Annotated in this window: 27 protein-coding genes, 1 pseudogene and 1 riboswitch; of the genes and pseudogenes, 11 read left to right on the forward strand and 17 right to left on the reverse strand. The window is 47.1% G+C overall.

Translation table 11 applies throughout. The features are described 5' to 3' along the window. Positions 1–58 precede the first annotated feature (58 nt). Positions 59–586 carry a DUF2975 domain-containing protein gene (locus RH45_RS19710; protein ID WP_039958959.1) on the forward strand — a complete coding sequence of 176 codons (528 nt, stop codon included), beginning with the start codon at positions 59–61 and terminating at the stop codon, positions 584–586. Positions 587–596: 10 nt separating this feature from the next. Next, complete coding sequence (locus tag RH45_RS19715; RefSeq protein WP_008080747.1) at positions 597–821, forward strand: helix-turn-helix domain-containing protein; 225 nt, start codon at positions 597–599, stop codon at positions 819–821. Between the two features lie 49 nt (positions 822–870). Here the strand turns inward: RH45_RS19715 and RH45_RS19720 are convergent, their stop codons facing one another. The 3 genes from RH45_RS19720 to RH45_RS19725 all read right to left on the reverse strand — a co-directional run bounded on the left by RH45_RS19720 (position 871) and on the right by RH45_RS19725 (position 4,098). Further along, positions 871–2,610, reverse strand: a complete 1,740-nt coding sequence (locus RH45_RS19720; protein WP_008080748.1) for an ABC-F family ATP-binding cassette domain-containing protein — start codon at positions 2,608–2,610, stop codon at positions 871–873. A 341-nt stretch (positions 2,611–2,951) separates the two neighbouring features. Continuing rightward, a complete protein-coding gene (locus RH45_RS23065; RefSeq protein WP_071986200.1) occupies positions 2,952–3,179 on the reverse strand; it encodes a DUF2000 family protein in 228 nt (75 codons plus the stop codon). A 103-nt stretch (positions 3,180–3,282) separates the two neighbouring features. Then, positions 3,283–4,098 (reverse strand): enoyl-CoA hydratase/isomerase family protein, encoded by an 816-nt coding sequence (locus RH45_RS19725; RefSeq protein ID WP_008080749.1) that lies wholly within the window; start codon positions 4,096–4,098, stop codon positions 3,283–3,285. Between the two features lie 189 nt (positions 4,099–4,287). Here RH45_RS19725 and RH45_RS19730 point away from each other — a divergent pair, with 189 nt between their 5' ends. Continuing rightward, positions 4,288–5,238 carry a LysR family transcriptional regulator gene (locus RH45_RS19730; protein ID WP_008080750.1) on the forward strand — a complete coding sequence of 317 codons (951 nt, stop codon included), beginning with the start codon at positions 4,288–4,290 and terminating at the stop codon, positions 5,236–5,238. An 84-nt stretch (positions 5,239–5,322) separates the two neighbouring features. Here RH45_RS19730 and RH45_RS19735 read toward each other — a convergent pair whose 3' ends face one another. From RH45_RS19735 to RH45_RS19745, 3 genes are all read right to left on the reverse strand, one after another. Next, complete coding sequence (locus tag RH45_RS19735; RefSeq protein WP_008080751.1) at positions 5,323–6,318, reverse strand: linear amide C-N hydrolase; 996 nt, start codon at positions 6,316–6,318, stop codon at positions 5,323–5,325. 78 nt (positions 6,319–6,396) lie between these two features. Next, positions 6,397–7,299, reverse strand: a complete 903-nt coding sequence (locus RH45_RS19740) for a LysR family transcriptional regulator (protein WP_008080752.1) — start codon at positions 7,297–7,299, stop codon at positions 6,397–6,399. A gap of 92 nt (positions 7,300–7,391) precedes the next feature. Then, positions 7,392–7,937: a TetR/AcrR family transcriptional regulator gene (locus RH45_RS19745; protein WP_008080753.1), complete on the reverse strand. Its 546-nt coding sequence runs from the start codon at positions 7,935–7,937 to the stop codon at positions 7,392–7,394. 146 nt (positions 7,938–8,083) lie between these two features. Between RH45_RS19745 and RH45_RS19750 the strand changes: the two genes are divergently transcribed. From RH45_RS19750 to RH45_RS19760, 3 genes are all read left to right on the forward strand, one after another. Further along, a complete protein-coding gene (locus RH45_RS19750; RefSeq protein ID WP_008080754.1) occupies positions 8,084–8,677 on the forward strand; it encodes a hypothetical protein in 594 nt (197 codons plus the stop codon). 11 nt (positions 8,678–8,688) lie between these two features. Continuing rightward, the gene (locus tag RH45_RS19755) at positions 8,689–9,561 is read left to right on the forward strand and encodes an SDR family oxidoreductase (protein ID WP_008080755.1); all 873 of its coding nucleotides are present in this window, start codon (positions 8,689–8,691) and stop codon (positions 9,559–9,561) included. 123 nt (positions 9,562–9,684) lie between these two features. Continuing rightward, the gene (locus RH45_RS19760) at positions 9,685–10,767 is read left to right on the forward strand and encodes an AarF/UbiB family protein (RefSeq protein WP_008080756.1); all 1,083 of its coding nucleotides are present in this window, start codon (positions 9,685–9,687) and stop codon (positions 10,765–10,767) included. 62 nt (positions 10,768–10,829) lie between these two features. On the opposite strand, the gene RH45_RS19765 is transcribed toward RH45_RS19760, so the two are convergent. Together RH45_RS19765 and RH45_RS19770 are read right to left on the reverse strand one after the other, a co-directional pair. Then, positions 10,830–12,878, reverse strand: a complete 2,049-nt coding sequence (locus RH45_RS19765; protein ID WP_409350864.1) for a prolyl oligopeptidase family serine peptidase — start codon at positions 12,876–12,878, stop codon at positions 10,830–10,832. Positions 12,879–13,142: 264 nt separating this feature from the next. After that, positions 13,143–13,487, reverse strand: coding sequence for a rhodanese-like domain-containing protein (locus tag RH45_RS19770; protein ID WP_008080758.1), 345 nt, complete (start codon positions 13,485–13,487; stop codon positions 13,143–13,145). A 212-nt stretch (positions 13,488–13,699) separates the two neighbouring features. On the opposite strand from RH45_RS19770, the gene RH45_RS19775 reads away from it, so the two are divergent. Then, positions 13,700–14,170 (forward strand): PaaI family thioesterase, encoded by a 471-nt coding sequence (locus RH45_RS19775; protein ID WP_008080760.1) that lies wholly within the window; start codon positions 13,700–13,702, stop codon positions 14,168–14,170. Positions 14,171–14,215: 45 nt separating this feature from the next. Here RH45_RS19775 and thiE read toward each other — a convergent pair whose 3' ends face one another. From thiE to RH45_RS19820, 9 genes and pseudogenes are all read right to left on the reverse strand, one after another. Then, entirely contained in the window at positions 14,216–14,830 is a 615-nt protein-coding gene (thiE, locus tag RH45_RS19780; protein ID WP_008080762.1) for a thiamine phosphate synthase, read from the reverse strand. Positions 14,831–14,878: 48 nt separating this feature from the next. Then, the gene (gene thiM, locus RH45_RS19785; protein ID WP_008080763.1) at positions 14,879–15,670 is read right to left on the reverse strand and encodes a hydroxyethylthiazole kinase; all 792 of its coding nucleotides are present in this window, start codon (positions 15,668–15,670) and stop codon (positions 14,879–14,881) included. Positions 15,671–15,682: 12 nt separating this feature from the next. Beyond that, positions 15,683–16,351 (reverse strand): thiaminase II, encoded by a 669-nt coding sequence (tenA, locus tag RH45_RS19790; RefSeq protein WP_008080765.1) that lies wholly within the window; start codon positions 16,349–16,351, stop codon positions 15,683–15,685. A gap of 18 nt (positions 16,352–16,369) precedes the next feature. After that, the gene (locus tag RH45_RS19795) at positions 16,370–17,320 is read right to left on the reverse strand and encodes an ABC transporter substrate-binding protein (protein ID WP_008080766.1); all 951 of its coding nucleotides are present in this window, start codon (positions 17,318–17,320) and stop codon (positions 16,370–16,372) included. A 34-nt stretch (positions 17,321–17,354) separates the two neighbouring features. Further along, positions 17,355–18,083, reverse strand: a pseudogene (locus RH45_RS19800) (ABC transporter permease); the annotation flags it as partial. Positions 18,084–18,147: 64 nt separating this feature from the next. Next, on the reverse strand, positions 18,148–18,903 hold the full coding sequence (locus RH45_RS19805) for an ABC transporter ATP-binding protein (protein ID WP_008080768.1): 756 nt from the start codon (positions 18,901–18,903) through the stop codon (positions 18,148–18,150). After that, a complete protein-coding gene (thiD, locus tag RH45_RS19810) occupies positions 18,893–19,750 on the reverse strand; it encodes a bifunctional hydroxymethylpyrimidine kinase/phosphomethylpyrimidine kinase (protein ID WP_008080771.1) in 858 nt (285 codons plus the stop codon). Before thiD ends, RH45_RS19805 begins: the two co-directional genes overlap by 11 nt. A gap of 108 nt (positions 19,751–19,858) precedes the next feature. Then, positions 19,859–19,968: riboswitch (TPP riboswitch) on the reverse strand. A gap of 95 nt (positions 19,969–20,063) precedes the next feature. After that, on the reverse strand, positions 20,064–20,684 hold the full coding sequence (locus tag RH45_RS19815) for a LysE family translocator (protein WP_008080774.1): 621 nt from the start codon (positions 20,682–20,684) through the stop codon (positions 20,064–20,066). Positions 20,685–20,759: 75 nt separating this feature from the next. Next, a complete protein-coding gene (locus RH45_RS19820; RefSeq protein WP_008080776.1) occupies positions 20,760–21,692 on the reverse strand; it encodes a LysR family transcriptional regulator in 933 nt (310 codons plus the stop codon). A 173-nt stretch (positions 21,693–21,865) separates the two neighbouring features. Between RH45_RS19820 and RH45_RS19825 the strand changes: the two genes are divergently transcribed. From RH45_RS19825 to RH45_RS19840, 4 genes are all read left to right on the forward strand, one after another. Next, positions 21,866–22,669 carry an alpha/beta fold hydrolase gene (locus RH45_RS19825; protein WP_008080778.1) on the forward strand — a complete coding sequence of 268 codons (804 nt, stop codon included), beginning with the start codon at positions 21,866–21,868 and terminating at the stop codon, positions 22,667–22,669. A 255-nt stretch (positions 22,670–22,924) separates the two neighbouring features. Beyond that, a complete protein-coding gene (locus RH45_RS19830) occupies positions 22,925–24,058 on the forward strand; it encodes an aldo/keto reductase (RefSeq protein ID WP_008080782.1) in 1,134 nt (377 codons plus the stop codon). Positions 24,059–24,202: 144 nt separating this feature from the next. Then, the gene (locus tag RH45_RS19835) at positions 24,203–25,087 is read left to right on the forward strand and encodes a LysR family transcriptional regulator (RefSeq protein ID WP_008080785.1); all 885 of its coding nucleotides are present in this window, start codon (positions 24,203–24,205) and stop codon (positions 25,085–25,087) included. Positions 25,088–25,219: 132 nt separating this feature from the next. Further along, positions 25,220–25,972, forward strand: a complete 753-nt coding sequence (locus tag RH45_RS19840) for a nitroreductase family protein (protein ID WP_008080786.1) — start codon at positions 25,220–25,222, stop codon at positions 25,970–25,972. Positions 25,973–25,978 lie beyond the last annotated feature (6 nt).

A 25,978-nucleotide genomic window follows, 5' to 3' on the forward strand; every position in this document is an offset into this window, starting at 1 on the left:
GTTAATTTATGAATCGTTCATTAATATGCTCTCAAGTTATTCGTTATTGGTGTTGTATATGTCTCAGCAATCTATTAGTGGTTTTAGCCGCAAGTTACTCATTTTATTTTGGTTTTCATTTGTATTTGTCGCTCTGCTGGATTCAACCTTATGGTTCAGTGCGACTATGTTTGATGCGCAATGGTTTACTGCAACCTTCCCTGTTGAAGTTGAATTGCCGCTGTCAGTGACACGTTCCTTGGTTGGGTATATTCCAAGTATGTTTTCTGCGTTTTTGACTATGGCGATGTTATGGCAATTGATCGTATTATTCCGCCTCTATGAGAAAGGTCAGATCTTTGAACAGAAAAATGCGGAGTGCTATAAGAAGCTCAGCTACCTTTTGATCGCCACTCCTTTTATTGGCGCAATCAGTGACTTACTGCTTAGCCTCGCTTTGTCGTATAATGGCGATTCTTGGTATTTTTCTATCGAAGTCGATGATGTTGATATAACCATGATGGTGATTGGCTTTATCGTCAGAGTGATTGCGGTAGTGATGGAGCGAGCAGCAGAACTTCGTGAAGAGAGTGAGCTGACGATATAACGGAATAGGTATGGCGATTGTAATCAATCTTGATGTGATGCTGGCGAAAAGAAAAATGCGCTCGAATGAGTTAGCCAAGTTGGTCGGGATTACGGAACAAAACCTCTCGGTGCTAAAAAATGGCCGAGCAAAGGCGGTAAAATTGGCAACGTTAGAGGCGATTTGTAAGCATCTGGATTGCCAGCCGGGAGATATTCTCGAATATGCGCCACAGCATGATGAAGCCGAGCAATAAGGCTTTATCCTGATATGAAAAGGCACCGATTATCGGTGCCTTTTGCATTTTATAGTTGCTGGTTGATGGTATGAATTTCCTCTTGCCAGCGCTGTTGCATAGCCGGTTTTTGGTGTTTGGGCTTGCGGGCTAAATCCGCTTCTAGCAAGCTTTCTAGTTCAATCAGCCTTGCTAGCAACTCCTCTTCAGAGTTCACGAGCGTTTCCGCTTTGCTTGGCTGCGTGTTGCTAACAATTGGCGCTCGGCATGGCCGTGCGGGGCTGACTTGCGCGCTGTTTGAAGCGATGTGTTGGTAGACCTCTTCTGCGGTGAGATACTCGGTCAATTGGCCTTGGTCAACTAACCAAAATCGATTACAGCTCTGCTCAATCAAACTGCGGTCGTGGCTCACGAGCAGTACTGCGCCTTCAAAGCCAGCTAAGGTGGCAATAAGCTCTTGTTTACCTTCCATGTCTAGATGGTTGGTTGGCTCATCTAAAAATAGCATATGGTATCGAGCAAGAGTTAAACCAACAAACAACACGCGAGCGCGTTCTCCACCACTCAAACTGGCTACTTGCTGATCATGACGAGTGTACTCGAACCCAGCGCCTATCAAGGCTCGTTTCGCGATTTCGCTACTGATTGATGCGAATGATTGCAGGGCATCGATTAATGAGTCTTGGTCATTAAGCTGCTGCAGAGATTGATCGTAATAGCCTAATCGGCAACGCTCGTGAAAGTGGATCGCTTGCTTCGAGGAGCTTTTCTCAACGTCGAGATACTGCTGATAGAGCAAATTCAGCAATGTTGATTTTCCACAGCCATTGCTGCCCAAGACCGCGATGCGATCCCCACTTTTCACGCGCTTTTCAATCATATCGAACAGATGAAGATCGCTTTGTGGCGGCTTGACTGAAAAAGGAAGAACCTCAAGCAGTCGATTGGCTGGGAGCGCATCTCCTTTTAACTCAAGTACCCAAGGAGTACCTTCAGAAAGTTCGGTTTGCTCTTCAACCAATCGCTCTTTACGTGCGAACATGGTTTTGGCTTTACGGGCTAAGTCTTCGTTGTCATAGACTTTGCCCCAAGTGGCCAGGCGCTTAGCACTCTTTTCAATTCTATCGATCTCTTTTTGCTCGCTGGCGTGGCGCAGGCGGTCTGCGTGATCTTTTTCATCCAGTGCCTGTCTTGCCGATGAGCAAGGCAGAGAGAAGTGATGCAAAGCGCGGTCTCGCATTATCCAAGTGGTATTGGTCACTCGATCCAATAAAGTTTGGTCGTGAGAGACTAAGACAAAAGAGCCTTTCCAATTGGATAGGAATTGCTCTAACCAAAGGAGCGAAGGTAAGTCCAAGTGGTTACTCGGCTCATCGAGCAGAAGCAAATCAGGCTGGTGAATGATGGCCCTAGCGAGCAGTAAACGCATTTGTTGGCCACCACTGCAATTGGCAACCGGCATTTCTCGTTCTTGGAGAGAAAAGCCCAGCTCATCCAGTAGTAGCTCCGCACGCCATATTTCATCCTCCGCTAAGGCTTCAGCCAGTGCAGCGAGTACCGTATTCGATTGAATGGTGTCAGGAAGGTGTTGCTCAACATAACGCATTAAACAGGAGTTGGCTTTCGCAATGTTGCCTTGGCTTGGCTCAAACTGGCCATTGAGTAGCTTTAGCAGCGAACTTTTACCACAACCGTTATGACCGATAAGGCCAATTTTGTCGCCACGTTGAATGGTGAAGCTAAGTTGTTCAAATAAAGGTTTTGCTGTGTAGTTAAGGGTTAATGATTGTGCAGTTAAAAAAGTACTCATAGTGTTCTCAAGAATTTTGGGCGCAAGTGGCCGTTGTCAGGGCTGACAATAATTCTTCGAGCTTGAGGGATAGTACTCGGGTGACGTGTTTTCGTCGAAAGGTAATTATTCGCTCAAGTCGAGATTATCGCAGCGCGAAATCTGAAACTCTTGAGCGGTCCTTCATGCCATAAAAGCGTGGGTTGATTGAACACCACAAAGACATAAGTTCCTCCTTTATTTTATGAGAAAGTGTTGCCACTTTTGGTTGATCCGTGAGCTAGATTCTAACCCTAAAAGTGGCAATGTACAGATAGCTTGATGAAAAATTGATGAGAGGATCACCAAGCTATCACGCTCTTTTAGCGATATAAGCTGAACTTCATGGTCAACTCTCGAAGTGTTTCAGCCTCGCTGAACAAGCAGATACCCAAATATTCTAGCTCGGCTTCCGGTGTGTTGGGTGGTTCGCTGTCGAGATCGTGAGAGTCGGTATAGACTGCGTCGATATCAGAAAGTTGATTCGCAAGGCTTACGCTCAAGTGTCCTGATACGCTAACGGCGCGTCCAACCTCGACTTTTTTACTGATTACGGCAACAAATCATTTTTCGCGCAATAAGATTCGCCAGAGTTTGCAAATAGACAAGGCACCAACGGACTGTCGGTGCCTTAGGTCGAAGATGAACCAAGTTCTATTGTTTATTTAGCTCAGCCGCGGTATCAACAAAGATGCCTTGGATGTCTTTCGCTTCACGCTCTGTTTGACCACCGTGTTTTAGGAACGCGTCGATGATCGCTGCGGTTTTTTGCTCTTTTGCGCGCTCTAAGAAGTAACGCAACTCTAGCTCTGCACCTGCGTCTTCATCTTTAATAGAGGTTGCGATGATCTCTTTGTACATTACTATGTCACGCACTTCTAATTGGCTAATCACGCCCAATGTTGCCGCTAAGAACCCATCCAGTTCTGCTTTAGGAACAAACTGAGTAATGATGTTTAACTGCTCTGCCTGTTGTGCCGTAAAGTCGTTACCAAGTAGCAGCGCTTGAAGCGCTTTGTTTTTGCCCATGCGACGAGCGAACTGTACCGCACCTTGACCACCCGTTGGGATGTTGACGTGAATCTCTGGCTGAGCAAATGCTGCGTTTTCTGTGCCGTAAGCCAAGTCACACGCCATCACAAACTCATTACCGCCGCCACGAGCCACACCATCAACCACAGCAACCGATACTTGTTTCATCGCTTTGATGTTGGCAATCATGTGGTTGAATTCAATTGATGCTGCCTGACCACCTTGTGTGCCGTTGATAACGTTCAAATCTAAATGCGCCAAGAAGAAAGACTCATGAAGCGATTTGAATACCACCACTTTCGTATCGCGGTCATCTTTAAGCGATAGGACAAACTCGTTGATTTCATCAATCAAATCGATGGTCAGTACGTTCACTGGTGGGTTGTTGATTTCAACAGTAGCGATGCCGTTTTGTGTTGTGATTGATAGAGTTTTCATAGCTGTTTCCTCAACGTTAGTAAGATCAGCAGACCTCGGTAACGCGAATTTATTGGTTTGGTATTGAGGAGGTTTGTCTCTCTCCCGTTGTGTGCAGCTACTATAGATTTGTTATAAGATGAGAAAAATAAGCTAAATGGCATATAATTGGTGCTATAAAAGCAACAATAGTTTTTTAGGTAAGACGTTATGGATTTCTCTAGTCGTTTATTGCTGCTACTTGAAGTGGTCGAACTCGGCTCGTTCACCAAGGTATCAGAACAGAAGAATGTGGATCGTTCGGTGATCTCAAAGCAGATCCGCCGTTTGGAAGAGGAGTTGGGTGTTCGATTGCTCAACCGAACCACGCGCTCCTTATCATTGACGGCTGCTGGGAATGAAATGGTCAATCAAGCCAAATCCCTTCGGTCACTTCTCAGTGATACTCACCGTTTGGCACAGAATTATCACGAAGAGCCTCGCGGTGTCTTGCGTATTACCAGTTCGACCATGTTCGGACGTCAATATGTTCAAGATGCGATTTCGGTGTTCCAAAAACAATACCCAGATGTGGAGTTTGAACTGCGCTTAGAAGATCGCATGGTGGATATGGTGCAAGAGGGCTTTGATATTGGCTTCCGTATCGGACGACCTAAAAACTCGAGCTTGATTACCCGTAAGATTGCGCGAAGCCGTCTGCTGATTGTTGCTGCCCCTGCGTTTTTAGAAAAACATGGTGAGGTGAACAGTCTTGAGAAATTGGAATCTTTACCCGCCACTATTTACGCAGCCCCAGGTTTGTTATTCGATAAATTCGGCTATCAAGATGAGCAAGGTAAACAACAGCATTTTCAGCTTAATGTCGCTTATAAAGTGAATGATGTGGAAATGTTGGCAAGAAGCGCAGCTGGAGGAAATACGCTTGCTGTGGTGACCGCACAAATGGTCCAAGACGAAATCAAACAAGGCAAGCTAGTGCCGATCATGACGCACTTGAACATTGATGATTTCGGTACCTTTTACGCCGTGTACCCGCACCGAGATGCACCAATCAAAACCAAGTTATTTATCGACACACTCAAATCTATTGTGGGAGAAGAGACGCCCATTTGGGAAAAGAACATTCCAAACTTCGACAAGATGTATGGACGAGGAAAGTAGTGGCTTGGTACTCGAACGAAAAAAGCACCGACATCGCGGTGCTTTTGTTTGAGTGCGAAATGGCACTCAGTATTTTGCTCGCGACTAGAACTTCGCCATAAATGATTTCGTCAGTGGTAGTCGGAAATCTTTGCCCATCATTTCATAAACGTTGAATTTTACCGTGTTCCAGTTTTCTTCAAAGTTGTATTCGAATACGCTGTCACCCGTATCCAAGCTTTGTGTCATGGTCCATTCTGTTGCGTAACCAGACATACCATTGCCGTTGCCAAAATCTTTGTATGGCGCATCCGCAGGTACGCGATAAGGAACTGTCGACAGCTTCATCATCCCGTTGGTGATGCTGGTAGGCTCCGTGAGTTTGCTCATAAAGTAGCTCGCGTGAACAAAGCGACTGTGTGAGTTACCGTTGCCAATGGAGCCATAGTCGGTATCACGACTCGCGTTTTCCCACGTTGGTTGAACCTTCTTGCGCATTTCGATGTGCTCTTTCATCGAAGGATCGTTAGTCATTACCATCGCTTCTTCGCCGCGGTAGGTATGCAAGCCGTCTTCATCCATCTCAATCACTAGGCGATCACCACTTTTGTCTGTGACAGACCAGTGAAGTTTGATTTCGACGGGCATGCCTTCCATAGGGATAGTCGCGTATTCCAATGTTGGCAGCGCTTTAACCACATCATCAACCGTTGCGTAGTTAGCCAGTAGGTATTCAGCGATGGTAAATTGCGTGACTTCTGAACCTGTTTCCGCCTTTTTCATGGTCATATCCGGATAGAACAGAGCGTTGACTTGCATGCCCTCGCTGTTTACACCATCGGCAACCAGTTCACCATAAGCCAGTACCGCAACCATGTCGTATTTCACCGTGTAGGTATTGCCCAGACCATTACCTTGAAGCGAACGAACGTCGCCTTTGTTAATCGTACCTAGTACAGGTGAGGTTGATTCCATCCAATCCATCGTTCTAGAAGTGAAAGTGCCCAAGTCGGTATTCCATGCGACTGAGGTACAAGCGTGCGCTACACCAGTAGTAAGAGTGCCAGCAAGAAGGGCCAGGGTGATTGCTTTCAATTTCATAGTAACTCCGATTCATGTTTAGGAACGATTTGGAGTGTACGGTGGAAAACAAAAATACCTAAATCACGTTATGAGCATTCAATCCTCACTTCGAATGGTGTGAGTGTGACTGTGTTCTTTAAACAGTCGAATCATTTCTCGCGTGACAGGGCCAGCTAAGCGGTTGTGTTGCCAAAGGTTGATGGGGAACTGAAGCACGGCATGGAGTTCGTCTATCTCAATTGTCTGTAATTGCTGGGTTGCTAAAAGATCCTCCACGCAATGGGTAGGGACAATTGCCCAGCCATCACCTGCGACTAACAGGTTTTTGAGCACATTCACACTTTCGATTTGTTGGGCGAGGTTTGATATCGTCAGCGTTTGTGCGATGCCAGTATGGTGAAAATCCGCCATCAGCAGTTGCCTTGCTCGCTTTAGAGAGGTGAGGTCAACAATCTGATGTTGCTTAATAAATTCGCTGGTGGCACAAACAACAAAGGGAAGATTGAGCAGATAGGTGTAGCTGAATGCTGTCGTGGCATTGCCCGTAGGAACGAGCATGACAGCAAGGTCCGCAGCATCTTGTTCGAACAACGCTTTCGTTTCATGATTGTTTTTGTGAAGCCAGTTCACTTTGACTAACGGGAATTTTTTTCGAATCCCAATCATCACATCTTGAATCAGTTTTCCCGGCACCAATTCACTATGGCAGATAGTAATTTGGCTCTCGTTCCCTTGTTCGGTGCTCTGGCAAAGACGCTCAAAAGACTTGGTCGTTTCCGAGAGGTTTTTAGCATGTTGATACAGTGCTAAGCCTTCTTCCGTCAATTGAGGGTAGCGGGTTGAACGGTCAAACAAGGTCATGTTGATTTCAATTTCGAGGTTGGTGATCACCTGACCAAGCGTCGTGCGATGCTTATTTAATTGTTTTGCTGCTGCGCTAAAGGAGCCACACTCGGCAACAGCGACAAAGGCGGTGACTTGCTCATAACTGATGTGCATGATGATTTTGTCCTACAAAAGTGTCTTATTCAAACCTAATGTAAGACCCCAAGAGAGTCCAGACAGAGAAGAACAAGTTGTGATGAATTTACTTATCTCAACACTCGCTCAACTTGCTCAATAACATACGAATCTTCTAGCGCTTTACCCAACATCAATTGATGATTCAATAGCCCTAGCATAAGGGTATAAAGCGATTCTTTGTGTTTCGCTGAAACGTAGTTTTCTAGCATCGTCATGTACTTTTGATTCGCAAGTAACATGCATGGATCGGTCGCTACGTTTTCTTGTCCAATTACATCAATGTAATCAGAGACAAGCTTCATTTCTTGGAAGAAGCGCGGAGCCATTTGCTGAAAGATCAATACGAAGTTTTCAACTTGCTGCTCTGTATTCGCTTCACTAGAGTTCGGTCTATCTGCTAGTACTTCTGCATCAAAGTTGACGATGGCCTCTGTTGCGGCTTTAAACAGTTCATCCTTACTTTTGTAATAGTGATAAACCGCACTTTTGCTCATTCCTAACTGTTCGCACAGCTGTCTCATACCAATGTTTTTGTAACCGAACTCAAGGAACACTTCGGTTGCTTTTAAGGCAATTTCTCTACGTCTGCTTTCATGATCGACGATCTTGGGCATGGTTTTCTTCTCAGCTCTTATTAGCGCAATGCCTCGCAGTATAACACAAGATCTTTTATTTAGACCAAGTGGACAAAAAAGATCTTTACCTGGCACTCAAAGCGTATTAATTTAAAAAGACCAAGTGGTCTAAATAAGGTTTTAGTATGAAAATTGATTGGAGTATTCCTCAAGTAAGAGCGGGGTTCTGGGGTGGAATCGATAAGTTGATTGGTCCCGGCGCAACGAAAGCAGAAAAGAACTTGCAGCTTTATGTGCCGTTTTCTTCTGGGTTTATGATGGTTCTTTATGCCCACTATGCTCAATTGGGTTGGACGAATGTGCAATTGCTTATTGCGGGTTTACTCGCGGTCGATATCGTTGGTGGAATCATTACTAACGCCACCTCAAGTGCTAAGCGTTGGTTTCATCGAGAGGGGCAAGGGTTCAAACAACACTTAAGTTTTATCGTCACTCACTTTGTTCAATTGTCTCTGTATAGCTGGGCGTTTTTAGACTTTGATGCCATCTGGGTTGCTGTCATTGGAGGCTATATGGTGTTGGCGTGCATCTTCATTATGCAAGTTACGCTTTATTTACAACGCCCCGTTGCGTTGGCTCTTTATTCGCTGAGTTTGGTCATCGCGCTGTATTGGGACTCCGCGCCACAAGGACTAGAGTGGTTTGTTCCTCTGTTCTATTTGAAACTGCTGGTGAGCCATATTCTTCGTGAAGAGCCTTACCGTCCCGATCACGAGTAAAGGAGAATGAGATGAAAACATTACCGAGAGTATTGGTCGCCGGATCGACAGGATATTTGGGCGGCTACATCGTCAAGCAGTTACTGGCTCAACGCGCTGAGTTTAAAGCGCTGGCTCGAAACAACACTAAGTTGTTGGCTCTGGGGCTGGAAGAGTCGCAAATCATCCAAGCTCAAGTGACTCACCCCGATGAGTTAGCGGATATTTTCGAGGGGGTTGATGTGGTGATTTCCTGCTTAGGTATTACACGTCAGCGAGATGGCTTAGGGTATGTGGATGTTGACTATCAGGCCAATCTCAATCTGTTGAAAGAAGCTGAGCGAGCGGGTGTCAGCAAGTTTATCTATATTTCTGCTTATAAGGCACAAACTTACCCTCAAGTGAGGCTGCTCAACGCGAAAGAACGTTTTGCTCGTCGACTGCTGCAATCAACTAGGCTTACTCCTTGTGTGATTCGCCCGAATGGTTTCTTTTCAGACATCAGTGAAGTGTTCAATATGGCTCAATCTGGGCGAGTGTTTACGTTCGGTCGAGGGGACAATCTTCTCAACCCGATTCATGGTAGCGATCTAGCAAGGTTTTGTATTGATGCTATTGAGCGCAAAGAGACTGAATTGGCGGTAGGAGGGCCCGATGTCTTATCTGTCAATGACATAGTAAGCTTGGCGTTTGAAGCGCAGGGTAAAGCGATCCGTAATACGCACATACCTGATGTTTGGCGTCTGTTAGCGCTTGGTGTAGCAAGGCGTTTGCCGGAGAGATGGGTAGGTCCCGCTGAGTTCTTTTTGACTATGCTAGGCCAAGATAGCGTTGCTCCTGTCTATGGTGAGCAACGACTGAGCGACTATTTTGCTCAGCTAAACCAATCTCTTACACAACGCTGAATAAAAAGCACACTAATCGTATTGCGCCCAAGCTCTCATCCCCATGGAAAAACCAAAGGGGGGAGGTGATGTGCTTCATTGTTGATAAAGTAACCAACACTTTATCAAAGCAGGATGCGAACAATGAACCAACGTCAGAGTGAACAACAGCAGTTTGACCAGAGTGGGGAAAACTTAATTCTGGGCAGCGCGAGTGATTGTCCTTTATCTCCTGAGCAGCTTGCGGCCACGACGGCCGAGTCTAGCTATGTTGTCGAAAGTTTTGACAGCGGGTTGACTGCTGAAGTGTTTCGCATCCGAGTTGAAGGGCAGGACTTTACGCTGAAGAAAAAACGTCCGCAGGCTAGAGTTCAGAACCTTGATGGCCAATACTCCTTCCTCAACGAAGTGCAGCGACGGAGAGACTTTCAACAACAAAAAGACAACTCTGCAACTTCAGCGCAGTTTGATTCTATCGTTACAACGGTTTACGCCAACTACCGATTAGGCATTATCCTTTCCGAGTGGGTTGAAGGCCAACCCGTCACAGAGATTACTCCGGCAATCTTGTCGCAACTATTTTCAACTCTACTTGCGAGTGAAAGGATAGGCTTGTTTGAATGGGACTTATGCGCTGGTAACTTACTGGTTGATAGCCGTGGAAAACTGAAGTTATTTGATTTTGGTTATATGTATCCTTTTGATCCCTTACAAAGCCTGAACAGCAACGGTATGGACGCACCATTGTTCCACTTTTGTGAACGCTTCGAGACGCGTTTTCTATCTGGTTGGTTATTGGCGCACAACCTAAGTGAACAGGAGTCGCTGGCTTTATTTGCTGAAGTGAAGCGTCAAGCCGCAGCGGCACTTGAAATGCAGATCGCGTGGTTAAAGCAAAACAAGGCGAGTTTAGATGTGATTTATGCGAAAGAGCTACTGCTGAACCAGTATCAAACGGCGCTGCAAAGCCACACCGCATTGGAACACCTGTATGTGTTAGAAACTTTCCGCTCTCATGTGTTGGATATTGAAGATGATCTGGAAGGCAAAAGCTGCACACCAACCACGATTAAACGTGTCGATATGGTGCTGACGATGCTCGCAAGTCATTACTCGATGCTCAACGAACAAGGTGGTCTGTTCTACCATAACCGAGGCAAGACACTCGCTGAGCTGAAAAAAGTCTATCAAACTAAACGAGAGCAAGTACTTCGCTATCAACTGTAAAGATTGCAGACAAACAAAGAGGCTTATGGTTAAGCCTCTTTTCGTGTGCGATTCGATCTAGATTAGATTTTCTCTACACCCATGTTGAATAGGGTAAAGCTGTACATATCAGCGTAAAGGTCGATCACCTTATGGGTCGGTGTACCCGCGCCGTGGCCTGCATCGGTTTCAATTCGAATCAGTGTCGGTTGAGAACCACTTTGTTTGGCCTGTAGCTCTGCCGCGAATTTGTATGAGTGTGCAGGCACCACGCGATCGTCGTGATCGCCGGTCGTCACCATCGTTGCCGGATACTCAACCCCCGGTTTCACGTTATGTACTGGCGAGTAAGTTTTGAGATATTCGAACATTTCTTTGCTCTGTTCTGCAGTGCCGTAGTCATAAGCCCAGCCTGCGCCAGCGGTAAATGTGTGATAGCGCAACATATCCAATACACCCACGGCAGGTAGCGCGACTTTGAATAACTCAGGTCGTTGAGTCATGGCCGCACCGACTAGCAATCCACCATTTGATCCGCCGTTTATCGCTAGCTTATCCGATGATGTATAGCCTTTATCAATCAAGTACTCGGCGGCGGAAATGAAGTCATCAAATACATTCTGCTTATGCATTTGAGTTCCCGCATCATGCCACTCTTTGCCGTATTCACCACCACCACGCAAATTAGCGACGGCGTAGATTCCACCAAGTTCTAACCAAGCCGCACGGCTCGGGCTGAAACCAGGGGTTAAGCTTACGTTAAAGCCACCGTAACCGTACAGAATTGTGGGGTTTTGACCATTGAGCTGAACGCCTTTTTTGTAGGTCAAAATCATTGGTACTTTTGTGCCATCTTTCGAGGTATAGAACACCTGTTTTGACTCAAATTGATCAGCATCGAATGGCGCTTTGGACTCGCGGTAGACGTCGCTTTTACCCGATTGAATATCCAACTTGTAAGTGGTACCTGGTGTTTTGTAGTTGGTGAAGGTGTAGTAGAGCTCTTGGTCGTCTTTTTTGCCACCAAAGCCATGTGCGCTGCCAATATCTGGTAATTCGATGTTGCGAATAAACTTACCTGTCATGTCATACTGTTTGATCTGCGAGGTGGCATCGACCATGTATTGAGCGAATAAGTTGCCACCAGCGCTAGATACCGTCAGTACATTGTTTGTCTCAGGAATAACATCGACCCAGTGTTCAGGCTGAGGCTTGGCGAAGTTGACTTTGACTACGCGTACATTTGGAGCGTCTAGGTTAGTTTCTAGATAAAGGGTGTCACCTTGAGTATCAATGACCCAAGTATCAGAGTCCGTGTTATCCAATACTGTGATGAGTGGGCTGTCAGGATTGGACAGATCTTTCACATACAGCTTGTTGCCTGACGTTGACTCCATTGCTCCTATCACTAGGTAACGACCATCTTCTGTGGTGTAACCGGAGACATAACGATGCTTTTCCGTGTCGCTGCCACCAAAAATAAGCGTGTCTTCGCTCTGTTTGCTGCCTAACTTATGGAAGTACAACTTGTGTTGATCCGTTTTGGCGGAGAGCTCACTGCCTTGTGGTTTGTCATAGCTGGAATAGAAGAAGCCTTCGTTGTTCAACCAACTGATGCCACTGAACTTAACGTCTACCAAAGTCTCACCGATAGGCTGTTTGGTTTCTGCATCGAGAACGATTACTTTGCGCCAGTCACTGCCACCTTCTGAAATACTGTAAGCGAATAGAGAGCCATCTTTAGAGAAGCTGATTCCACCGAGTGAGGTTGTGCCTTCTTCACTGAAGGTATTCGGGTCTAAGAAGACTTCGGCTTCGGCATCACCCAGTTGGCGATAAAGCACATCTTGGTTTTGTAAGCCGTCATTTTTGTAGAAGTAGGTGTATTTCCCCTCTTTAAATGGACTGCCGACTTTTTCGTAATCCATTAACTGAGTAAGACGCTGTTCAATTTGGTTGCGGTAAGGGATCTGGTCTAAGTAGCCAAATGTCACGTTGTTTTGGGCTTCAACCCACTCAGCCGTTTCGGCGCTGCGGTCATCTTCTAACCAACGGTAAGGATCAGGAACTTGAGTGCCAAAGTACTCGTCCACGACGGCCACTTTTTTGGTGGTCGGATATTGTATTGTCATCGGTTGTACCTGTTGCTGTGTGGTTTCATCTGCAAAAACGGCGGGCGCAGCTCCGGTGAAAGTCACGGAGAGCGCCAATACCAAGGCGTTTAACTTCATCGCCATTCCTTAAGCTTGATTTTATTTTATAAATTAAGGTTTAGGACTCTACTATAAATCACCAAGCTAAGCCTAGATCTAGAGTGTTGTGCGCTAGACTCTGTGAAAAAAGCCGAAAAAATCACTAATAAAATCGTCAATAAGGTTTCGAAATGTGTCTTTGGTTTATTGGGCGTTCTGCATCTCGATGAGTCCGCCGGCATTGTGGAGGTTACTGAACCCTTGCTCACTGAGATGCTCAAACGCAATGCCAGAACGGTTGCCACTGCGACAATAAAGCACGATGTGAGCCTCTTTATCGATATCGGCAAAGTGTTTATCTAACTCAGACAAAGGGTAGTTGACCGCGTTATTAAGATGGCCTTGGGCAAACTCCTGCGGAGTGCGAACATCAATGATGAGTGCACCTTGTTCTATCCATTGCCAACCGACTTGAGCCCGTTCAGAAGAGAAAGCTTGTGGAGCAGCTAATATCAAAGCTGCGGTTAATAAGGCGCTAGAGAGTTTCATTGATGTTTTCCTTAATCGTTGAAGGCTCATACAGAGGAAAGCGTTAATCCTAGCATATCGTTTTAATAATCTATCGCCGCGATATGCCTCACATTGCATCGCTTACGCAGAGCCTGGTTGCAGTGTGAGTTGGAAAAAGTGATTGAATAGCAGACACATACAAGCTACCAGCGACTATAGTCAAAGAGTCTTTGGCCGTTAGAGGAGGCGCTATGCAACAAGCGATTCAAGATCAGATTCCCAACAATCACTGTTATGGGTGTGGCAGCGACAACGCGCAAGGGTTACAAATTAAAAGCTATTGGCAGACTGAAGATGCCGCTAGCTGCGAATTTATCGCCCAGCCTCATCATTGTGCAGGGCCGACCCATTTCTTAAACGGTGGCATCATCTCAACTATTATCGATTGTCACTGCGTGTGTATGGCCATTGCCAAAGGTTATCAACTGAGCGGCAAGCAAATTGGCCAAGGTGAGCCTATTTGGTTCGCTACTGGCCAGCTAGATATCTCGTTCCTTCAGCCTGTCGCGCTTAGTTTCCCGGTGAGCTTACAGGCGCGCATTGTTGAAGTGAAAGAGAAGAAGATGGTTATTGAATGTGACCTTTTCTCGCAGGATAAGCTGTGTTGCCGTGCCCAAGTGATTGCAGTAAGAGTGCCTAACCAATGGTTTCTCGGTGAGTGACGCGGTTAAAAATCATATCGCCACTCATAGCGGAGAAAGCGCTAATCAGTTCATCAACTGACGTAAATATCGTGCGGCGCTTTTCGGGTCATCAGCGTGGCAGATAGCAGAGACCAAGGCCAACCCTTGGACTCCCGTTGCGCAGAGTTGTGGAATATTGTCTTGGTTAATACCACCAATTGCGACAATCGGTAATGAGGTTCGACTTAATGCCAATTGAAGGCCTTCTATCCCCCAATGCTTTTTGGTATTGGTTTTTGTCGGTGTTGCGAAGATAGCGCTGAGGCCAATGTAGTCGATAGGTAGCGAGTCTGCTTCAGCCAATTGCTGTTCATTTTCAATCGATAAACCAAGGAGTTTATCTGGGCCTATCAGTGCACGAGCGACACTGGCTGGCATGTCAGACTGACCAAGGTGGACACCATCAGCATCCACGGCGAGTGCGACGTCGACACGGTCATTGATGATCAAGGGAACATCGGTCTGTTTTAAGATCGTTTTTACGGCTTTGGCTCGCTCGATAAAAGCTCGCACGTCCCCGTGTTTTTCTCTAACCTGGACCATAGTGACACCACCTTCAATGGCCTGTTGGACAACATATTTAAGCGTGGCTAAATCTTGCTGATCATCAGTGACCAGATACAAACGATAAGGGTTCATCTCGGTTCCTTTGCGCCTCTCATCGGATAAAGATGAGAGGCGATATAGTTAGTCTATGTGCAGGTTAAGTCGCTTGATGAGTGTTGCTTCGTCAAGTTGATATAGTGCATCTAACAGGTTGACTTGCAGACTCCCCGGCCCATGGCTTTGCTCGGCCGCCATCTCGCCAGCAACACCTAATACTGCCGCTGCCGCTAAGCCAGTGGTTTCCCCGACTGCAGCAAAGGCTCCAGTCAATGCCGTTAGTGTACAACCCATCCCAGTGACATAAGGCATCATCTGGTGACCGTTACTCAGCTTAACGGTTTGCTCATCAGTCACTATGTAATCTGTCTCTCCTGAGATAACCACGTTGGCGCCGAACTCCGCGACTAAGAAGCGTGCAGCACCTAGGGCCGCCTCACTACTGTCGAGTGCATCGACACCTTTGCTTTGCGCCTGCTCGCCAGCAAGAGCAATGATCTCGGAAGCGTTGCCGCGAATGATCAACTGATCGGCACTACGGGCAATTTGACGCGACATGTCTGTGCGTAGCATGCTTGCACCGCATCCGACAGGATCGAGTACAACAACTTTGCTGTTGGCATTAGCTTGTTCCACCGCGAAGCTCATACGCGGTGTCCAAACACTGTCTAAGGTGCCAATGTTGATAACCAACGCTCCAGCAAACGACATCATCTCCGCCATCTCTTGCTTAGAATGGGCCATGATAGGTGAAGCACCAATCGCGAGTAAGGCGTTAGCCGTGTTGTTCATAACGACATAGTTCGTGATATTGACGACCAATGGCTTTTGCTGACGAACCGCCGCTAAAGCTTGGCTAATATGTTGGGTTAACATGGTTGTCTCCAATTAAACGGGGTGAGCATTAAGGCCTTGCTGCCAAAAAGCCACTTCCATACGAGTAGCGGTCTTGAACACTTGAATCAGGTTTTGTCCGCGCTGGCTATTAAGATCAATGTCGGCCAGTAGTTGATTAAAGTGTGAGGCGCCTTCAGCGACACCTGCTTGAAACTCTTCTCCGCCATACAAATTGATCCAGCTAGCGTAAGGGTTCCCTTCGAGTTGGGTGTTTTCATCGTCAAGCAACATTTTTCCGATCACCGCGTAGCCGATCGAGCAAGGTGCCAGTGCGGCATATAAATCGACCAGATCCCCAGTCATGCCAGCATCCAGTACGTAGCGGGTGTAGGCGACCGTGCCAAAATCTTCCGCTTCATTTTCAAGATCAGATTCGCTTAAACCCCATTGCTGACAATAGGTGACGTGATGGGCGATTTCGGAATCCAGTAACGCATGAACACTAGGCAGGGCTCGGCGCATATCGTCCAATGTTCGCGCTTTATATATCGCCAGAGCATACGCCCGCGCGTATTGCTTTAAGAACAGAAAATCTTGCTTTAAGTAGTGCAAAAAACATGGTTGAGACAATGTCCCTTTCGCCAACTGCTGCACGAAAGAGTGCTGGGTGTACTCTTGCCAGTCTTGGTGACAAGCGTCGATGAGGTCTTGGTATTGCATAATGGCTCTGCCTCAGTGTTAGTTAAAACTAGGAACGTAGTCTTTAGCTTTTGGCAGCGTTTCAATGATGTTTTGCGAGTACATAAACTCTGCGTAGTCATCGTAACGCTTTAGATCCACTGCTGAAGGGCGCAGAGCGAAGCGGGTCAGGGTGTCATTCCAAGCGCGTTGGTTTAATTCGTTGTTGAGCGTGTCTGGAGAGTAGGCGACGAACTCTTTCCAAGAGGCTTTTGGATGGTTGACGATGTACGTTGTTGCTTGCTCTAACGCTTTGTTGAAGGCCATGATTGCTTCTTTATCGTAGGTTTTCGCATTGGCAACAAACACCAGTTCATCGTAACTTGGAACGCCGTGCTCTTCTGGGAAGAAGGCCTTCGCTTTGTAGCCTTCTAGCGCCAGTTGGTTGGTTTCGAAGTTACGTAGTCCGCCCCAGATTGCATCGACTTTACCTGACGCAAGAGATGACGAGAGTGCCCAGCCAACGTTAATGATTTCGACCTCGGAGAATTTAACCTGCTCTTGCGCCAGCATAGTGCCGATGGTGGCTTCTTCGTTACCGGCGATTGCGATACCGATTTTTTTGCCCTTCAGGTCACCAAGGGTTTCGTTTTTGCCATTATCGAGCACCATTAGTGTGTTCAGCGGCGTGGAGATTAGCGTTGCGGATCGAATCAGAGGGAGACCCGCAGCAACGTCGATAGTTAAGCTAGGTTGATAAGAGATCGCCATGTCGACTTTACCCGCCGCGACCAACTTAGGGGGCGTGCTTGGGTCTGCTGGCTCTTGAATATCGACTTTAAGCCCTTGTTGTTTAAAGTAACCGCGCTCTTTCGCAATCACGATTGGTCCATGGTTTGGATTGACGAACCAGTCAAGCATCAGGGTCATCTCTTTGTCAGCCGCGTACGCCTGAAATGAGGTGGCAGAAGCGATAAGGATAGCAGCGCTGATTAGTTTGTTTTTATTCATTAGGTTATTCCTTTCTAATGTTCCCAATTAGGGGTTATTTACTTTCCCAAGGGATGGCTCTTGTTAAAATTTTGTCTGTGGTGAAATAAAGGGCGATGGAGAGAGCGGCGAGAATGAACAGCGCAGCAAACATCTCATCGATGATCATGCGTGCATTGGCTTGCAACATCAGGTAACCCAAACCTTCGCTTGAGCCAACCCATTCGCCTACCACGGCACCAATTGGCGCAATCACGACGGCGACACGAATGCCCGAAGCTAAGGTTGGCAGTGCCGCGGGCAACTGAATATGGCGCAGTCGTTGCCATTTCGAAGCTCCCATGGTTTTGGCCAAATCAAGGTAGCCTGTGGGTGTGTTTCTCAACCCGTCGTAGCAACAGGTTGTCACCGGGAAAAAGATGATGATGGCGGCCATAACCACCTTGGATGCGATACCGTAGCCAAGCCACAACATCAACACGGGAGCAATCGCGAAAACGGGAATCGCTTGGCTGGCGATCAGTATTGGTAGCAGCCACCGTTTTAGCGGCTCAAACATCAGCATTTGAAGGGCAAACAGCAAGCCCATGGATAGACCAAGAGCAAGCCCAAGCAGAATCTCTTGGGCGGTTACCCAGGTGTGTTTGAGGAGAATGTCATGGCGTGAGATCAGCCTATCCAGCACGTCAATTGGTGCAGGCAAAATGAAACTCGGCATGGCGAATACCACCACCACTAACTGCCATAAACCGAGAATCACGGCAGTACTAATTAGGATGCGTAGAGCGGGGTGGGTGATGCGCTCTTTATTGCTGATCCGGCTCGACATTGAGGTGTATTGGGTCATATCACTCATAGTCTTTCTCCAATTGCTCCAAAATGGACTGCTGTAATTGGGCACATTGAGCGTCAAGGATTCGAGGTGGTGCGGTTGGCGGAACAGGCAGCGCGTGAGCCAGAGCGGGGGTGCCTTGCAATACATACAGCTGGTGGGCAAGTCGAACCGCTTCTTGTGGGTCATGAGTGATCAGTACAACGGTTTTTTCTTGGAGCAGTTCGGCCGAAAGGGTTTGTAACTTATGGCGAGTGACCGCATCGAGCGCAGAGAATGGTTCATCCATTAACACCAAGGGCTTGTCTTGCATTAGGGTTCGGGCGAGAGCAACACGTTGTCGCATCCCGCCAGATAGCTGATCCGGCTTCGCCTTAGCGTAATCGGCAAGCCCTACTTGCTGAAGTAGAGCCAATGCCGCTCGTTCGTCAGTGCGATTGGTTGTCGACGCTGAAAAACGAGCGCTTAAACAAACATTGTCTAACACATTCAGCCATGGCAGCAGTAAGTCTTGTTGTGCCATATAGGCGATGCGGCTATCGAGCCCAACGCCATCGGACGTTGTCAACTGGCCTTGCCAATCTATGTGTGGTTCAAGCAAGCCCGCAAGATAGCGAAGTAGGGTGGTTTTTCCACAGCCACTGCGACCAAGTATCACTGTCCACTTTCCCGCTGGAATCGACATGCTGAGATTGGCCAACGTAGGGATCGAGTTACCTTGATAGCGTAAGCTGGCGTTACTCAGCTCGACACCAAGTGTGTTAACGGACATAGCTATGACCCGCGAAGAAGTGATGAACGGGTCCGTGGCCTTGACCGACATTCAACTCGTCAGCATGAGAGATGGCTTGGCTAATGTATTGCTTGGCTAGGTGGACAGATTTGTGCAGGTTGTTGCCTTGACCAAGGTAAGAAGCCATGGCCGATGAAAGTGTACAACCTGTGCCATGCGTGTTTTGGGTCGCAAAGCGCTTGGCGCTGATGAGCTCGGTCGTGGTTGGCAAGATAAGTAAGTCGTTACTGTTCTCATCCTTTTCAAGGTGCCCCCCTTTAAGCAGCACTGCTTTGGCGCCTAACTCGCGAAGGTCGGCCACCATATCTTCCATCTCGGCTTCGGATTGTGGGACAGGCTTACCTGTAAGTGCCGCGCCTTCAGGTAAGTTTGGTGTGATAATGTCTGCCAGTGGAATTAACACTTCTTTTAACGTACTGATGGCGGATTGTTCTAGCAGTAAATCTCCGCTGGTAGCGACCATCACGGGATCGATGACAAGGTGCTTCGGCTGGTACTGTTTAATCTTGTTAGCCACGACATTGATAATATTGGCATCGGCAAGCATACCGACTTTAACGGCGACGATATTTAGGTCGGTAAAAACCGCATCAAGCTGGCTTTCAACATGGTCAAGCGGGATAGGGAAAATGGCAGAAACGCCTTGGGTGTTTTGCGAGGTGATGGCAGTGATCACTGAGCAAGCAAAGCTGCCAGTCGCGGACATGGCTTTAATGTCTGCTTGGATACCCGCGCCGCCGCCGCTGTCTGAACCGGCGATAGTTAAAACAATCGGCGTGTTGGAAGGTGTCGTCTCGTGATTGTGTGGCTGTGTTGGCTGCGCCATGGTCGCTCCTATTACAAGACGTATAGGAACTGACTCTGGCCTAGAAGAACAGATCGCTGATCGGATCCGTCGATCTTAACCAGTCTAATTCTATCGTGACTGGTGAGTGGCAAAGTATGCATAGTTCCCTACGTCAGTGCTAACTGAATCAGGTTCAACGGGTCTCGAATTTCGATCTCAGCCGATGCAAATCTGCAAGGGCCCCCCGACTATTTCGCCAAGATAATAGCAGTTCACTCAGTTAAGGTGCACGCCTTTTTTTCGCTTCTTATTTGAGCAAACGTTTGCCTTGGTGGTCGTTACGATGATGGCACTAGAGTATCTGAAGCCCTGCAAATAGGATAAGTAAGCTCCCGCAGGCCTTGCTTATCAGGTTTTGTACTTTGGTAAATTGTCGTTGAATGGCAGACGTAGTGAGCAGTATTGCTAAGCTGCCGTACCAGGTTATTGATACAGCAAAGACCACAGCGACGAGCTCAAATAACAGAGTTTGACTGGTTGTGTGTGGAACCGAAACGGAAAAGACCGAGGTGTAAAACAGCAGGGATTTAGGATTGCTCAGGTTTGCGAAAACGCCTTCTTTAAAACAAGACCATCTATGCGCTATGGTGGGCGGTTGCAGATTGGCTGAAGCCGCAGAAGTGGATACCTTTACGCGCAGTAGACGGATACCGAACCAAGCGAGATAACCGGCGCCACCGAACTGGACGACGTTCAGTAGCCACGGAAACTGCATCATCAAGGTCTTTAAACCAAACAAGGCGCATGCGGCCCAAAGTGCATTAATTAGGGCGATACCCAAAGTGAGCCATAGCACCTGTTTTCTTCGGGCTATTAGAGACTTACTGGTAATAGCGACGAAAGATGGTCCGGGGCTCATTACACCGAACAAGCATATCCACATCGCCGATGTCAGCACAGAAAACTCGCTCATATTGTCCTCTTTTCTCGGTAGTTACTTCGCGAGTAAATCTATGCGATGCCAGCATTAAGGTGAATTTGTAAGTTGCTAAGTCAGTGATACGGAAATGCTATCAGAAAGGGGCGAGTGATTGGTTAACCATTCGACCGCCGCTTCGACTAATGCGTTGGGGTTGGTAGTGTTCCAAGCCACGGCAACTGTGGTGATTCGGATGGTCTCATCAAGCGGCACCACAACCACATTTTCTGGTGATAACTTCTTCGCGGATGCCGGAACAATGGAGATACCTTGACCGCAACTCACGTAGGCGATTTGGGCGGTAATCGAACGGACTTCATGAAGAATTCTCGGAGAAAAACCGTGTGCATTGCATGAGGAGGTGATCAGATCAAAGTACGCTGGGCTGACACTGCGTGAGGTGGCGATAATGGGTTGATCAGCCAAGTCAGTAATGGCAATTGTGCTGCGCAGTGACAGGGGGTGCTCTTTTGGTAACGCGACGGCGAGTGAATCTTCGACCAAAGGCTTTATCGCTATACCTTCGTTGACCTCTCCTTGCCAGCGGATGAAGGCCATGTCTAGCTTTCCGGACACGAGGTCTGCGGCAGCTTCAACACTATCAATTTCGCGCACAAATGGGGTCGCTTCAGGGAAGTCTTGCTTAATGAAATCGAGCATTCTCGGCACAATATCCAACATAGCGGTGGAGACGGCGCCGATGTGTAAAAAACCGGATTGGCCTTGAGCTACCTCATAAACCACCCGCTCTAGTGATGCCATGTAATCGGCAAACTTCCGCACTTCCGGGTAAATGGCTTTGCCGGCAGCGCTGAGTTTAGTACCGCGTCGCGAGCGATCAAATAGCTTGAGCTTCAACGAGCTCTCAAGGATCTTAATTTGCTCGGTTAATGGCGGCTGCGACATGCCTAGTCGTTTGGCTGCCCGGCCAAAGTGCTCTTCTTCAGCAACCGCTAAAAACATCCATAACTGCTTCATTAGGCGGAAGTTAATTGTGCTCATTGTCTCTTTCCATTCAGTACGACCAATATCCCAACTATGATATACAGAGATCAGAGCTCGTACTGATATTTAATTAGTATCACAGCGTTACTCATAAAGTAATTTACCTATCACTAGCTTAGCTGAATACTAGCCTCCAAGTGATAGAGCGACAGTCTGATTGAGAGGTAAAAATGGGCGAAGAGAGACAACAACGCAGCTATTCGTTTGAGGTTGATGGCGAGCAAGTCGCACTGTCGGCAGTGACTCGAGATGGCGACAAAGAGCCGATTTTGTTCTTGCATGGATTTGGCTCAACCAAAGAAGATTACACAGGTATTGTCAATTTTCCGCGTTTCGATGGCCATCCATTCCTTGCCTATGATGCGCCAGGTTTTGGTCAATCTCGTTGTCAGAATTTACACAAGGTAGATATTACTTTCTTAGTGAAAACCGCACTCAAGGTTTTGGAATTAGTTAAGTTTGAACGATTCCATCTAGTAGGACACTCAATGGGAGGGCTGACGGCTCTGATGCTTGCCCAGTTGATTCCAGAACGTGTGCTGAGTTTTACCGATATAGAAGGGAACATCGCACCGGAAGACTGTTTCTTGAGCCGCCAGATTGTCGAATACGATCGCGAAAGTGATGAGCAGTTTTTTACTGATTTTATTCAGCGCACCAGTCAATCTGCCGATTATGCAAGTGCGCTATACGCAGCCAGCTTGCCGCACAAAGTTCAGTTAGACGTTGTGCGCAGTGTGTTTAGTTCGATGGTTGAACTGTCTGATCATGGGCAATTGATGGCGTGTTTTCTCGGGCTACCGATGCCGAAAATGTTCATGTTTGGTGAGCAAAATGACCACCTTTCTTACCTTGAGCATATTGAGAGTCACGGTGTGACGTTGGCGAAAATCCCGTATTGTGGTCATTTCCCAATGTACTCTAACCCGGTTGCGATGTGGCAAAAGATTGGTGAAAACATCTCTGCTGCCTGATCCTTCTAACTAAATAAGCGCAAAAGCCAGGTTATGCCCTGGCTTTTTCATTAGATTAGCTGAAGGTTGAGCGTAACGTGGGCGCTTAAGTCCTTGCCAGTCTTAACTTGTGGTTGATTCTGATTCAACCGCCAACCCATTGTTCATCTATCCAGTAAGCGCCACTATTTCTCTGTCATGACAAACCACCTTTCAACAAATCCAATAACGCTTAGGCGTGTTGGTTTTGCCGATTAAATTAGAGAGATAATAGAGATGACAGACGCGCTCAGCAAAGACTTACCATTCGATACGATCGAATCAAACCAAAACACCATTGAATCCTTAACGACTTATCGGTTACTTGGCAACACTGGGCTGCGGGTATCACCGCTCGCATTCGGGGCCGGGACATTCGGGGGAGAGTGGGGTGATGCTTGGTCTAGCAGTAAAGAGCAAGCGAAGCGTATTTTCAGTCGCTACATTGAAGCGGGGGGCAACTTTTTTGATACCTCAGATATTTATCAAAATGGCCAGAGCGAAGTCTGGCTTGGTGAACTGTTGAAGCAAGCGGGTAATCGTGATCGTATGGTTATTTCAACGAAGGGGACGCAAAACCAGTTTGCCGGAGATCCAAATGGTGGAGGTAACGGTAGCAAGCATATCGTTAAAGCGGTTGATGCTTCATTGAAGAGACTGGGGACAGACTATATTGACCTTTATTTCTTACACCAATGGGACATGAGAACGCCACTGGAAGAGGTATTGTATACCTTCGAGCGTTTAGTACAACAAGGTAAGATTCTTCACTATGGTTTATCAAACTTCCCTGCTTGGTATGTCGCCAAAATGCAAACCATCGCCGAGAAGAATCACTTTAGCCCGGTGAGTGCGATTCAAAACCAATACAGTCTAGCGGCGCGCCATAGTGACTATGAACATCTGCCGATGTGTAAAGCACTTAATATTGGTTTCACGGCTTGGAGCCCGTTAGCCAATGGCCTTTTGACGGGCAAGTACCAAGTTGATGCGCAAGGTAAGCTAACAGGATCAGGTAGGCTTACAGAAACTTGGACGACGGATCCCAGTGTTGCCAATCTTGCGTCCGAAAAGAACGTTAAGTTGATTGCAGAGTTACTTAAGATCGCGCAAGTCACTGGCCGTAGCCCATCGCAAATCGCTCTCAACTGGATGCTGAAACACCAAGGAGTGACCAGTGCGATCATTGGTGCTCGTAAGCTGGAGCAGCTGGAAGATAACTTGCTCGCTTTGGAGTTTCATCTAGATTCGGAGCATGTGGAATCCCTTAACCGTTTAAGCGCGATGGAGCCGATCTCTCCTTATAGCTACCACACAGATGCAATGCAGGAGTTGATTCACACGGGAACAAGAGTGGAAACTATGGTCTAACCATACCAAATTCATAACGCCTCAAACTTACTTTGGGGCGTTGCTTTAGAGTGGTCAATGATGTCGATAAGGTTGTGCTGAATCAACACCAAGGCTTAAACTGTAAATAGCAATTGCTTATATCGGTTTCAACCAAAGGTTAAAATGATCCCATCTCAATTACCGATTTTTATTGATGTGGTGAAGCGAGGTAGCTTCTCCGCAGCGTCTCGAAATCTCGGCGTTTCTCCGGCTGCGGTGAGTAAATCCATCTCACAGTTGGAGAAGCATCTTAAGCAGCGTTTGTTCCACCGCTCAACCCATTCACTGACTCTGACTGAAGAAGGCCGGTTATTGTTTGAGAGAACGGTAGACTTGGTTGAAGCGTTGGATGAAAACGTCAGCTTAAGCATTGATGCGAGCTCGGAAATGAAAGGCAAGATAAAGGTAAATTTGCCGATCCATTTTGGCCAAACACTGGTTTATCCAAAGCTGTTGGAATTTTTAGATCTGTATCCTGACATCGAGTTAGATCTGCACTTTGATGACAGAGCCATCGACTTAGTTGAAAACGGGTTTGATTTGGGTATAGGAAACCGAATTAATGAAGATAGCCGTTTGATTGCTCGTCAATACTACGAGTTGCAACTGACTTACGTTTGTTCTCGTTCCTATGCTGACGAGCATGGTATTCCCGAAACGCCGCAGCAGTTAATCGATCATGAATGTATTACCTATCGTTCACCTACTACAGGTCGCATCAACCCATGGAACTTCGTTGACCAGGGCAAGCCCTTACAAATTACTCCAGAGGCACGATTGGTCGTTAATAACCCTAACTCCGCTTATTTAGCGGCAAAGGCGGGGTTTGGTATAACTGCAATTTCGCAAAGCTATTTTGAAAAAGGTGAAATCGATTTAGTCTCGATACTCAATGAGTTCCAACCTAACTCATCACCGGTGTGGCTGTATTATCCGTCGCGAACTTATCTGCCTATTCGCGTCAGAAAACTGATTGATTATTTGATGAAAGGTGAAGAATCGGTCTAGTCATTTATCCTCGGAAGTACCGTTTTGTTTTAACTTTTGGTAATAACCATTTTAACTGTTACTAGCCTACCAGTTATTAGCTGGCGTCTTATCATAAGCTTATCGTTCATCTTAGAAGGCATAGGTATTGGTATGAATCCAACGTTAGAGCAAATATTAAATCGTCGTTCAATCCGTAATTTCACAGGTGAGTCAGTTAAAGCAGACGATCTTAAACTGATTCTTCAAGCTGCCCAGCAAGCACCCACTTCAATTAATGGCCAGCAGGTTTCTTTGGTCGTGACCCGCGATAAAAGCAAAATTAAACAGATTGCCGAGATTGCTGGAGGTCAGCCCCAGGTAGCGACAGCCGACGTGTTTGTCACTGTGGTGATCGATTACCATCGTGCACAAGCTGCTATGGCGGAAACGGGCGAAGATATGGTGATCTCTCGCTCTGCAGAAGGGATTCTAGTTGGCTCAGTTGACGCAGGCATTGCTGTGAATGCACTGCAAACCGCTGCGGAGTCACTAGGCTACGGTACGACCACCATTGGGGGGATTCGTAGCAACCCTCAAGCCATGATTGACTTACTTGAGTTGCCTCAAAATACTTATCCGGCTCTTGGCTCAACGATTGGTGTTCCAGATAACGCAGTCCCGTCTGCGGTTAAACCACGTGTCGCTTTAGAGAGCTTTGCCATGGATGAGGTTTATGATGCACAAAAAGTGGCGCAAGGCGTAAAACAGTATGATCTCGATTTGCGTAAATGGTGGGACAGCTTAGGGCTTACGGAGATGCCAAGCTACACGGCACAAACCGCGCAATTCTACAACAAAGTCTATTTCCCGAAAGTAGCACAATCACTCGAGCAGCAAGGGTTCGTGTTTAGCGATGAAGCCTAACAGTCA

The organism is Vibrio sinaloensis DSM 21326 (assembly GCF_000189275.1).
Taxonomy (GTDB): domain Bacteria; phylum Pseudomonadota; class Gammaproteobacteria; order Enterobacterales; family Vibrionaceae; genus Vibrio; species Vibrio sinaloensis.

Excerpts from the sequence above, each read along its gene's own strand:
- RH45_RS19710 (WP_039958959.1), top strand. The coding sequence starts at position 59 with ATGTCTCAGCAATCTATTAGTGGTTTTAGCCGCAAGTTACTCATTTTA.
- RH45_RS19715 (WP_008080747.1), top strand. The coding sequence starts at position 597 with ATGGCGATTGTAATCAATCTTGATGTGATGCTGGCGAAAAGAAAAATG.
- RH45_RS19720 (WP_008080748.1), bottom strand. The coding sequence starts at position 2,610 with ATGAGTACTTTTTTAACTGCACAATCATTAACCCTTAACTACACAGCA.
- RH45_RS19725 (WP_008080749.1), bottom strand. The coding sequence starts at position 4,098 with ATGAAAACTCTATCAATCACAACACAAAACGGCATCGCTACTGTTGAA.
- RH45_RS19730 (WP_008080750.1), top strand. The coding sequence starts at position 4,288 with ATGGATTTCTCTAGTCGTTTATTGCTGCTACTTGAAGTGGTCGAACTC.
- RH45_RS19735 (WP_008080751.1), bottom strand. The coding sequence starts at position 6,318 with ATGAAATTGAAAGCAATCACCCTGGCCCTTCTTGCTGGCACTCTTACT.
- RH45_RS19740 (WP_008080752.1), bottom strand. The coding sequence starts at position 7,299 with ATGCACATCAGTTATGAGCAAGTCACCGCCTTTGTCGCTGTTGCCGAG.
- RH45_RS19745 (WP_008080753.1), bottom strand. The coding sequence starts at position 7,937 with ATGCCCAAGATCGTCGATCATGAAAGCAGACGTAGAGAAATTGCCTTA.
- RH45_RS19750 (WP_008080754.1), top strand. The coding sequence starts at position 8,084 with ATGAAAATTGATTGGAGTATTCCTCAAGTAAGAGCGGGGTTCTGGGGT.
- RH45_RS19755 (WP_008080755.1), top strand. The coding sequence starts at position 8,689 with ATGAAAACATTACCGAGAGTATTGGTCGCCGGATCGACAGGATATTTG.
- RH45_RS19760 (WP_008080756.1), top strand. The coding sequence starts at position 9,685 with ATGAACCAACGTCAGAGTGAACAACAGCAGTTTGACCAGAGTGGGGAA.
- RH45_RS19765 (WP_409350864.1), bottom strand. The coding sequence starts at position 12,878 with ATGACAATACAATATCCGACCACCAAAAAAGTGGCCGTCGTGGACGAG.
- RH45_RS19770 (WP_008080758.1), bottom strand. The coding sequence starts at position 13,487 with ATGAAACTCTCTAGCGCCTTATTAACCGCAGCTTTGATATTAGCTGCT.
- RH45_RS19775 (WP_008080760.1), top strand. The coding sequence starts at position 13,700 with ATGCAACAAGCGATTCAAGATCAGATTCCCAACAATCACTGTTATGGG.
- thiE (WP_008080762.1), bottom strand. The coding sequence starts at position 14,830 with ATGAACCCTTATCGTTTGTATCTGGTCACTGATGATCAGCAAGATTTA.
- thiM (WP_008080763.1), bottom strand. The coding sequence starts at position 15,670 with ATGTTAACCCAACATATTAGCCAAGCTTTAGCGGCGGTTCGTCAGCAA.
- tenA (WP_008080765.1), bottom strand. The coding sequence starts at position 16,351 with ATGCAATACCAAGACCTCATCGACGCTTGTCACCAAGACTGGCAAGAG.
- RH45_RS19795 (WP_008080766.1), bottom strand. The coding sequence starts at position 17,320 with ATGAATAAAAACAAACTAATCAGCGCTGCTATCCTTATCGCTTCTGCC.
- RH45_RS19805 (WP_008080768.1), bottom strand. The coding sequence starts at position 18,903 with ATGTCCGTTAACACACTTGGTGTCGAGCTGAGTAACGCCAGCTTACGC.
- thiD (WP_008080771.1), bottom strand. The coding sequence starts at position 19,750 with ATGGCGCAGCCAACACAGCCACACAATCACGAGACGACACCTTCCAAC.
- RH45_RS19815 (WP_008080774.1), bottom strand. The coding sequence starts at position 20,684 with ATGAGCGAGTTTTCTGTGCTGACATCGGCGATGTGGATATGCTTGTTC.
- RH45_RS19820 (WP_008080776.1), bottom strand. The coding sequence starts at position 21,692 with ATGAGCACAATTAACTTCCGCCTAATGAAGCAGTTATGGATGTTTTTA.
- RH45_RS19825 (WP_008080778.1), top strand. The coding sequence starts at position 21,866 with ATGGGCGAAGAGAGACAACAACGCAGCTATTCGTTTGAGGTTGATGGC.
- RH45_RS19830 (WP_008080782.1), top strand. The coding sequence starts at position 22,925 with ATGACAGACGCGCTCAGCAAAGACTTACCATTCGATACGATCGAATCA.
- RH45_RS19835 (WP_008080785.1), top strand. The coding sequence starts at position 24,203 with ATGATCCCATCTCAATTACCGATTTTTATTGATGTGGTGAAGCGAGGT.
- RH45_RS19840 (WP_008080786.1), top strand. The coding sequence starts at position 25,220 with ATGAATCCAACGTTAGAGCAAATATTAAATCGTCGTTCAATCCGTAAT.